Source organism: Klebsiella sp. NPDC088457 (assembly GCF_044900465.1).
In the GTDB taxonomy this organism is placed as follows: Bacteria; Pseudomonadota; Gammaproteobacteria; order Enterobacterales; family Enterobacteriaceae; genus Klebsiella.
On sequence record NZ_JBJDNH010000067.1, the window covers coordinates 1 to 8694 of the forward strand.

Here is an 8694-nt window from a genome sequence, read left to right on the forward strand (position 1 = left end):
CGTTAAGAATCCATGTCACTTTGAGTGCCCACACAGATTGTCTGATAAATTGTTAAAGAGCAGTTGCGACGCGCTTTAGCGCTCTGTCGCGAGGTCCCGTATAATACGTTTTCCTCATTCAGAGTCAACCCCATTTTTCAGGATTTTTCTCTTTCCGACTCACCGTCGCTGTAGGATGTTTCTCATCAGCGCCGTGTCGATGGAGGCGCATTATAGGGAGCCGAACGGGAATGACAAGCGGAAAAATACATTTTTATTTCAACCGCTCATCTTTTATACGCAACGCTTATTTTTGCTGCTTTTTGATGGCTTCCGGCAGCTCGGCCAGGCTATTCAGCACCCAATCGGCGGCATTCTCCGCTTCAGGCGTAACCGGCTTACCGGTGCGGACCAGAACTTTGGTTCCAATATCTGCGGCTGCCGCTGCCTGCATATCTTCTACTTTGTCGCCAACCATATAAGAAGCGGCCATATCGATATGGAGGTAGTCGCGTGCGGAGATTAGCATCCCTGGATGCGGCTTACGGCAATCACAGGTCTGGCGGTACTCTTCAACGGTACCCTGCGGGTGATGCGGACAATAGTAGATACCGTCCAGATCAACGCCGCGATCGGCAAGGGACCAGTCCATCCATTCGGTCAGGGTTTCAAACTGCGCTTCAGTAAACTTACCGCGGGCGATACCGGACTGATTGGTGACCACCACCAGGGCGAACCCCATCTCCTTTAATTGCCGCATGGCATCAATAACGCCATCGATAAATTCAAAGTTGTCGATTTCGTGGACATAACCATGATCGACATTAATGGTACCGTCACGGTCGAGAAAAATTGCGGGTACTGACTTTGCCACCGGTGTGCTCCTGATAAAGGCTAGTCTGATTAGTATCGCATGTTTCGCCATGCAAGAAAGTGCCTATTATACAGAGGCACATTGATTTAGACGTCTGGATGCCTTAACATCCATTTCATTGACAGGCATCGCCTGCACACGGCAGAAGAAAATGCCACGGCAAACGGCTAAACGATAATAAATAACTGATGATTAAACTTTCGCATATCACCAAAGTGTTCCAGCAGGGGAATCGCACCATACAGGCGCTGAATGATGTCAGCCTGCATGTCCCCGCCGGGCAAATTTATGGCGTTATCGGCGCCTCAGGCGCGGGTAAAAGTACCTTAATCCGCTGCGTCAACCTGCTTGAACGTCCGACCGAGGGCAGTGTCCAGGTTGGCGGCCAGGAACTGACCGCGCTTTCTGAAAAAGAGCTGACCCGCGCACGTCGCCAGATTGGCATGATTTTCCAGCACTTTAATCTGCTCTCTTCACGTACCGTTTTCGGCAACGTGGCGCTACCGCTGGAGCTGGACAATACGCCGCAGGCGGAAATTAAACGCCGTGTGAGCGAACTGCTGGAGCTGGTCGGTCTTGCCGATAAGCATGACAGTTACCCGGCAAATCTCTCCGGCGGCCAGAAGCAGCGCGTAGCGATCGCCCGCGCTCTGGCCAGTAATCCCAAGGTTCTGCTGTGCGATGAAGCCACCAGCGCCCTCGACCCGGCAACCACGCGCTCCATTCTCGAGCTGCTGAAAGATATCAACCGTCGTCTCGGTCTGACGATTTTGCTGATTACCCATGAGATGGACGTCGTTAAACGCATCTGCGACTGCGTGGCGGTTATCAGCAATGGCCAGTTGATTGAGCAGGATACGGTGAGCGAAGTCTTCTCTCACCCGAAAACCCCGCTGGCGCAGCAGTTTATTCAATCGACGCTGCACCTGGATATCCCGGATGACTATCAGGTTCGACTGAAGCCGAATGCGCTTCCCGATAGCGTTCCGATGCTGCGCATGGAGTTTACCGGTCATTCCGTCGATGCCCCGCTGCTCTCTGAAACCGCTCGCCGCTTTAATGTGAACAACAACATTATTAGCGCGCAGATGGACTACGCCGGCGGCGTGAAGTTCGGCATTATGCTGACCGAGATGCACGGCACCACGGAGGATACCCAGGCCGCTATCGCCTGGCTGCAGGAAAATCATGTAAAAATAGAGGTACTGGGATATGTCTGAGGCAATGATTTGGCTGCTGTTGCGCGGCGTGTGGGAAACGCTGGCCATGACCTTCGTCTCCGGCTTTTTCGGTTTTGTCCTCGGCCTGCCGGTGGGTGTGCTGCTGTACGTCACCCGTCCGGGGCAGATTGCGGCTAACGCGAAGCTATACCGAACGCTGTCCGCGGTGGTTAACATTTTCCGTTCGATTCCTTTTATTATCCTGCTGGTGTGGATGATTCCGTTTACCCGGGTGATTGTCGGAACCTCGATTGGTCTGCAGGCGGCGATTGTGCCGCTGACGGTCGGCGCCGCGCCGTTTATCGCCCGGATGGTGGAAAACGCGCTGCTGGAAATTCCAACCGGGCTTATCGAAGCTTCGCGCGCGATGGGCGCCACGCCGATGCAGATCGTGCGTAAAGTACTGCTGCCGGAAGCGCTGCCGGGTCTGGTCAACGCGGCGACCATCACCCTTATTACCCTGGTCGGTTATTCCGCCATGGGCGGCGCGGTCGGTGCCGGTGGTCTGGGGCAGATTGGCTATCAGTACGGCTATATCGGCTACAACGCCACGGTCATGAATACCGTGCTGGTATTACTGGTTATTCTGGTTTATTTAATTCAATTCTCTGGCGATCGTATCGTCCGGGCTGTGACTCACAAATAACATTATCGACACAACATCATTCAGCCGCCTCAGGGCGGCCTGAATGACGCGTGTACACAGACTCTTACAAGAAGGAAATAACATGGCCTTTAATTTCAAAACCTTTGCGGCAGTCGGCGCGTTGATCGGTTCTCTGGCTCTGGTGGGTTGCGGTCAGGATGAAAAAGATCCGAACCATATCAAAGTCGGCGTCATCGTTGGTGCAGAGCAGCAGGTTGCTGAAGTGGCACAGAAAGTGGCGAAAGAGAAATACGGTCTCGACGTTGAACTGGTGACCTTCAACGATTACGTGCTGCCGAACGAAGCGCTGAGCAAAGGCGACATCGACGTTAACGCCTTCCAGCACAAACCGTATCTCGATCAGCAAATTAAAGACCGTGGTTACAAACTGGTTGCCGTTGGCAACTCCTTTGTCTACCCGATTGCCGGCTACTCCAAGAAAATTAAATCCCTCGACGAGCTACAGCCGGGCTCCCAGATTGCCATTCCGAACGATCCGACCAACCTCGGCCGTTCCCTGCTGCTGCTGCAGCAAGTTGGCCTGATCAAACTGAAAGAAGGCGTAGGTCTGCTGCCAACCTCCCTGGATATCATTGAAAACCCGAAAAACGTAAAAATTGTTGAACTGGAAGCGCCGCAGCTGCCGCGTTCCCTCGACGATGCGCAGATCGCTCTGGCGGTGATCAACACCACCTACGCCAGCCAGATCGGCCTGACTCCAGCGAAAGATGGTATTTTCGTCGAAGGTAAAGATTCTCCGTACGTTAACCTGATTGTGGCTCGCGAAGACAACAAAGACGCGGAAAATGTTAAGAAATTTGTTCAGGCGTACCAGAGCGACGAAGTGTACGAAGCCGCGAATAAAATCTTTAACGGCGGTGCGGTGAAAGGCTGGTAATCTTTTTTCACCGTAATATCATTCAGGACGGGCTTTATGCCCGTCTTGTCATTTATGCAAGCACCTGATTCAATAGCGCCCTGTTTGATTATTTATTGAGGAAATACTATGCGTGCTTTACCGGTCTGTTTGTTAGCACTCATGTTAAGCGGCTGTTCCATGCTAAGCAGATCTCCCGTCGAACCTGTACAAAGCACCGCAACCGCCCCCGCCAGAACGGAACCGGCAAAACCGAAAGTTACGCGCCCGGCGCCGGTACGCATTTATACCGATGCATCCGCACTGGTCGGCAAGCCTTTCCGCGATCTCGGTGAAGTGAGCGGTGAATCATGCCAGGCGAGTAACCAGGATTCGCCGCCGAATATCCCAACCGCGCGCAAGCGTCTGCAGATCAACGCGGCCAAAATGAAAGCCAACGCGGTGCTGCTGCACAGCTGCGAAGTCACCAGCGGGACACCAGGATGCTATCGCCAGGCCGTTTGCCTGGGTTCAGCGCTGAACGTTTCGGCGCAATGAGCGCATTTCAGTTCGCGCAGATAGGCGTTATTCGCTCGCCGTATAAAGAAAAATTTGCCGTGCCGCGCCAGCCGGGGCTGGTCAAAAACGGCGGCGGCGAACTGCACCTCCTGCCACCCTATAACCAGGCTGACGCCGTGCGCGGCCTGGAAGCCTTCAGCCATCTGTGGGTGTTGTTTGTTTTCCATCAGACGATGGAAGGCGGATGGCGGCCTACCGTGCGCCCTCCCCGCCTCGGCGGTAATGCGCGGATGGGGGTTTTCGCCACCCGCTCGACCTTTCGCCCAAACCCTATCGGCATGTCGCTGGTTGAGCTCAAGGGCGTTCGCTGCCATAAGGAGCAGGTAATACTGCAGCTTGGCAGTCTGGATCTGGTCGATGGTACTCCGGTGGTCGATATCAAACCGTATCTGCCCTTTGCCGAAGCGTTGCCGGATGCCAGCGCCAGCTACGCCCAGCAGGCGCCGCTGGCGGAGATGGCGGTCAGCTTTACTCCTGAAATGGAAACGCAGCTACTGGCCCTGGAGAAACGCTACCCGCGCCTGAAAGCATTCATTTGCGAAGTGCTGGCGCAGGATCCCCGTCCGGCCTATCGAAAAGAGGAAGAAGCGGGGAAAACCTATGCCGTCTGGCTGCTTGATTTTAACGTGCGCTGGCGCGTGATTCCGTCCGGTTTTGAAGTCTTTTCCCTTGAAGCGCGCTAATTTTATTTTCCTCTCTTTTGGCATCTTTGCCACACTGGTAAACTAAACCACTTTTTTTGTTTCAGGCTGGTCCGCCAGCCTGTTCCGATCGTCCACATGGAACCGTAACAACATGCGTACTAGCCAATACCTGCTCTCCACTCAAAAGGAGACACCTGCCGACGCCGAAGTCATCAGCCATCAGTTGATGCTGCGCGCCGGGATGATCCGTAAGCTGGCCTCCGGGTTATACACCTGGCTGCCGACCGGCCTGCGCGTCCTGAAAAAAGTCGAAAACATCGTGCGTGAAGAGATGAACAACGCCGGTGCTATCGAGGTGTCCATGCCGGTGGTGCAGCCAGCGGACTTATGGCAGGAGAGCGGTCGCTGGGAGCAATACGGTCCGGAGCTACTGCGCTTCGTTGACCGCGGCGACCGGCCGTTTGTCCTCGGGCCGACGCATGAAGAAGTGATCACCGACCTGATCCGCAACGAGCTGAACTCTTATAAGCAGCTGCCGCTGAACTTCTTCCAGATTCAGACCAAGTTCCGCGACGAAGTTCGCCCGCGCTTTGGCGTAATGCGTTCTCGCGAATTCCTGATGAAAGATGCTTACTCTTTCCATACCACTCAGGAATCGCTACAGGAAACCTACGATGCAATGTATGCCGCCTACAGCAAAATCTTCACCCGCATGGGTCTGGATTTCCGCGCGGTACAGGCTGACACCGGTTCTATCGGCGGTAGCGCATCGCATGAGTTCCAGGTGCTGGCACAGAGCGGCGAAGATGACGTTATCTTCTCTGACAGCTCTGATTTCGCAGCCAATATCGAGTTCGCAGAAGCGTTAGCGCCGCAAACGCCGCGCGCAGCGGCAACCCAGGAGATGACCCTGGTCGATACGCCGCAGGCCAAAACCATCGCCGAGCTGGTTGAGCAGTTCAACCTGCCGGTGGAGAAAACCGTCAAAACGCTGCTGGTTAAAGCGGTAGAAGACAGCGCGTATCCGCTGGTCGCCCTGCTGGTTCGCGGCGACCATGAGCTGAACGAAGTGAAAGCGGAGAAGCTGCCGCAGGTTGCCAGCCCGCTGACCTTTGCCACCGAAGCAGAGATTCGCGCCATCGTCAGCGCCGGTCCGGGTTCTCTGGGTCCGGTCAACATGCCGGTTCCGGTGGTGATTGACCGGACCGTGGCCGCAATGAGCGATTTTGCTGCCGGCGCCAATATTGATGGCAAACACTACTTCGGCATTAACTGGGATCGCGATGTCGCCACGCCGGAAGTCGCCGATATCCGTAACGTCGTCGCCGGCGATCCGAGCCCGGACGGTCAGGGTACGCTGCTGATTAAACGCGGTATCGAAGTGGGCCACATCTTCCAGCTGGGTACCAAGTACTCGCAGGCGATGAACGCCTCCGTCCAGGGCGAAGACGGGCGCAACCAGGTGCTGACCATGGGCTGCTACGGTATCGGGGTGACCCGCGTGGTGGCCGCTGCCATCGAGCAGAATCATGATGAGCGCGGCATCGTCTGGCCGGACGCCATTGCGCCTTTCCAGGTCGCGATCCTGCCGATGAACATGCACAAGTCCTACCGTGTGCAGGAGCTGGCTGAGAAGCTGTATGGTGAACTGCGCGCGCAGGGCATCGAAGTGCTGATGGATGACCGTAAAGAGCGTCCGGGTGTGATGTTTGCCGATATGGAGCTGATTGGTATCCCGCATACTATCGTTCTCGGCGATCGCAACCTCGACAACGACGATATCGAATACAAATATCGTCGTAACGGCGAGAAGCAGCTGATCAAAACCGGCGATATCGTCAATTACCTGGTTGGCGCCATTAAAGGCTAATTCCGCAGATCGCGACGAAAAACAAAAAGGCCTCGCGGATGCGAGGCCTTTTCTTTTCTACCGCGACAAGCGGTTACGGGTTGCAGTCTTTGCCCGGGACGAATTGAATGTCTTTATCCGCCATCAGCGTTTTGACCATTTCCCCACTGTCCGGGTTGGCTTCCAGCGTGAAGTGCCCTTCTACCACCAGCAGCACCGGGCGCGTTTGCGTCCCGCGGGCGGCGGCATAATCGCGTTCAAGCTGGGCATTATTGGCGACCGCAACGCGTTGACCGGTCGCACAGTCGGTAAAGGTCGCCGCATCCGCCATATAGAAGTACATTCCGCGCATGGCCATCGGCGTGGTCGGCAGACTGGCTTTTACCGATTTCAGGCTATAGTTCAGCGTTGATTCAAGCGGATTTCCTTCCCGATCGAGCATTTCCAGCGTCTCGCCCTTCGCCCGGAACCAGGACTTCTCACCTTTGCTATCGGTCAATACCAGCTTATCCGCAGTACGCGCCCAGGTGCCGTACGACGCGAACGATGACGGCTCACGGCTGACGCCCTGATAGCGTTCATTCATTATCCAGCTGCCATCTTTTTCGAGGAACAGCGAGGTTTCAATGCCCTCGCAATCGGCGCACGGTAAGATGCCGCGCCAGCTTTGCTGCATAGGCTTCAGTTCTTCCATCGGCGCTGGCTGTAGCGTCTCCACCTCTGAACGATGGTTACAGCCAAACAGCGCAAAAAGCGAGCCCGCTACCACCGCTGAAAATACAATTTTCTTCACTGTTCATTCCTTATCATCCATTCCACCCGTTCGCCATGGGCGTCTACTGACGAACTTTCCCACGCAGCGCTTTTACCGAGGACTTTTGTGCCTTCGAGGCCAGCCGGCGCTCTTTTGAGGCCCGGGTCGGCCGCGTTTCCCGGCGGCTTTTTTGCACTGCGGTTAATTCTTTGATTAAGGCCACCAGACGAGAGATAGCCGCATCGCGATTCATCTCCTGGCTGCGATATTCCTGAGCTTTAATGATAACCACACCGTCGGCAGAAATTAAGTGGTGGCTGGCGGCAAGTAAACGTTCCTTATAATACTCAGGCAGGCTCGACGCCTTGATATCAAAACGCAAATGGATAGCGGTTGAGGCTTTATTCACGTGCTGGCCGCCCGCGCCCTGGGCGCGGATCCCGGAAAGGGTAAATTCGTCATCCGGAATGGCGACGCTGCGGCTAATCGTAATCATGCCGGCGGCTGCCAGGCGGTTAAATTAATTTCCAGATTATTCTTAGCATCAGATAACCAGATGCTACCGTCCTGCAACGTGGCCTGTAAGTTCATCGTCCGATCGGCAAAAGCGCTGAGCTGCGCAAGCTGCGTATCATCCAGATACCAGACCGTCAGTTTGCTGAACTGCGCCATCTTGCTCTTATTTTGCTGCCACCAGATTTCAGCGGCCCGGCTATTGTAGGCAAACAGCGCCACCTCTTGCGCCCGGGAGCAGGCTTTTTTAATCCGCCGCTCATCCGGTAAACCGAGCTCAATCCACAGGTCAACGCCGAGGTGATCGTTGAGCAACCACAGCTCCGCCTCGTCATCTGAAGAGAGGCCGCGGGTAAACTGCAGACGCTCGTCGGCGTATTTGATCCACGCCAGCAGCCGCAGCATCATGCGCTCCTGGGTTTCCGACGGATGCTGAGCCAGCGTCAGGCTGGCGTCGAGAAACTGGTTGCGATCCAGATCGGCAACGTTCACCGTGGCCTTATAAATTGTCGCTTTCAGCGCCATGAATAAACTCCTGAAATAAATGGCGGACATTGTAACGAAACTGGCGACAAAAGGCTGCCGGCAATCCGCGCCTCCCTTTTCATCCTGCTGATATTGCTTAAATGACTATGGTATAGTCACCTTGCTAAACAGAGTGTATCTTCGTAGGCTTAAACTTGCATCCCACGGTTGAGTCAGAATACTGACAGGAGGGCATGTGGACCACTATTGTGAGTTAATACGCAAGCGGTATGCGGAAATAGCCAGCGGAGTCCT

At 55.0% G+C, this 8694-nt stretch carries 10 protein-coding genes; 6 read left to right on the plus strand and 4 right to left on the minus strand.

Going from position 1 to position 8694, the window contains the following annotated elements; all coding sequences use genetic code 11:
• Positions 1-286: 286 nt before the first annotated feature.
• Positions 287-853, minus strand: a complete 567-nt coding sequence (gene gmhB / locus ACI2JR_RS26160; RefSeq protein WP_132729820.1) for a D-glycero-beta-D-manno-heptose 1,7-bisphosphate 7-phosphatase — start codon at positions 851-853, stop codon at positions 287-289.
• 188 nt (positions 854-1041) lie between these two features.
• Here gmhB and metN point away from each other — a divergent pair, with 188 nt between their 5' ends.
• From metN to proS, 6 genes are all read left to right on the plus strand, one after another.
• Positions 1042-2073: a methionine ABC transporter ATP-binding protein MetN gene (metN, locus tag ACI2JR_RS26165; RefSeq protein ID WP_132729821.1), complete on the plus strand. Its 1032-nt coding sequence runs from the start codon at positions 1042-1044 to the stop codon at positions 2071-2073.
• Positions 2066-2719: a methionine ABC transporter permease MetI gene (locus ACI2JR_RS26170; RefSeq protein ID WP_132729822.1), complete on the plus strand. Its 654-nt coding sequence runs from the start codon at positions 2066-2068 to the stop codon at positions 2717-2719. Before metN ends, ACI2JR_RS26170 begins: the two co-directional genes overlap by 8 nt.
• A gap of 82 nt (positions 2720-2801) precedes the next feature.
• Positions 2802-3617 carry a MetQ/NlpA family lipoprotein gene (locus ACI2JR_RS26175; RefSeq protein WP_132729823.1) on the plus strand — a complete coding sequence of 272 codons (816 nt, stop codon included), beginning with the start codon at positions 2802-2804 and terminating at the stop codon, positions 3615-3617.
• A 108-nt stretch (positions 3618-3725) separates the two neighbouring features.
• Positions 3726-4133 carry an Rcs stress response system protein RcsF gene (gene rcsF, locus ACI2JR_RS26180; protein ID WP_132729824.1) on the plus strand — a complete coding sequence of 136 codons (408 nt, stop codon included), beginning with the start codon at positions 3726-3728 and terminating at the stop codon, positions 4131-4133.
• Positions 4130-4837, plus strand: coding sequence for a tRNA (N6-threonylcarbamoyladenosine(37)-N6)-methyltransferase TrmO (gene tsaA, locus ACI2JR_RS26185; RefSeq protein ID WP_132729825.1), 708 nt, complete (start codon positions 4130-4132; stop codon positions 4835-4837). The genes rcsF and tsaA overlap by 4 nt, the downstream gene beginning before the upstream one ends.
• A gap of 112 nt (positions 4838-4949) precedes the next feature.
• On the plus strand, positions 4950-6668 hold the full coding sequence (gene proS, locus ACI2JR_RS26190; protein ID WP_132729826.1) for a proline--tRNA ligase: 1719 nt from the start codon (positions 4950-4952) through the stop codon (positions 6666-6668).
• A gap of 73 nt (positions 6669-6741) precedes the next feature.
• Here the strand turns inward: proS and nlpE are convergent, their stop codons facing one another.
• Genes nlpE through ACI2JR_RS26205 form a run of 3 tightly spaced genes read right to left on the minus strand, consistent with a single transcriptional unit; the run spans position 6742 to position 8439 of the window.
• Positions 6742-7440 carry an envelope stress response activation lipoprotein NlpE gene (gene nlpE / locus ACI2JR_RS26195; protein WP_132729827.1) on the minus strand — a complete coding sequence of 233 codons (699 nt, stop codon included), beginning with the start codon at positions 7438-7440 and terminating at the stop codon, positions 6742-6744.
• A gap of 43 nt (positions 7441-7483) precedes the next feature.
• Complete coding sequence (arfB, locus tag ACI2JR_RS26200) at positions 7484-7897, minus strand: alternative ribosome rescue aminoacyl-tRNA hydrolase ArfB (RefSeq protein ID WP_462479851.1); 414 nt, start codon at positions 7895-7897, stop codon at positions 7484-7486.
• Positions 7894-8439: a YaeQ family protein gene (locus ACI2JR_RS26205; RefSeq protein ID WP_132729829.1), complete on the minus strand. Its 546-nt coding sequence runs from the start codon at positions 8437-8439 to the stop codon at positions 7894-7896. The genes arfB and ACI2JR_RS26205 overlap by 4 nt, the downstream gene beginning before the upstream one ends.
• Between the last annotated feature and the right edge of the window lie 255 nt (positions 8440-8694).

Excerpts from the sequence above, each read along its gene's own strand:
- arfB (WP_462479851.1), bottom strand. The coding sequence starts at position 7,897 with ATGATTACGATTAGCCGCAGCGTCGCCATTCCGGATGACGAATTTACC.
- ACI2JR_RS26175 (WP_132729823.1), top strand. The coding sequence starts at position 2,802 with ATGGCCTTTAATTTCAAAACCTTTGCGGCAGTCGGCGCGTTGATCGGT.
- ACI2JR_RS26205 (WP_132729829.1), bottom strand. The coding sequence starts at position 8,439 with ATGGCGCTGAAAGCGACAATTTATAAGGCCACGGTGAACGTTGCCGAT.
- rcsF (WP_132729824.1), top strand. The coding sequence starts at position 3,726 with ATGCGTGCTTTACCGGTCTGTTTGTTAGCACTCATGTTAAGCGGCTGT.
- metN (WP_132729821.1), top strand. The coding sequence starts at position 1,042 with ATGATTAAACTTTCGCATATCACCAAAGTGTTCCAGCAGGGGAATCGC.
- tsaA (WP_132729825.1), top strand. The coding sequence starts at position 4,130 with ATGAGCGCATTTCAGTTCGCGCAGATAGGCGTTATTCGCTCGCCGTAT.
- proS (WP_132729826.1), top strand. The coding sequence starts at position 4,950 with ATGCGTACTAGCCAATACCTGCTCTCCACTCAAAAGGAGACACCTGCC.
- ACI2JR_RS26170 (WP_132729822.1), top strand. The coding sequence starts at position 2,066 with ATGTCTGAGGCAATGATTTGGCTGCTGTTGCGCGGCGTGTGGGAAACG.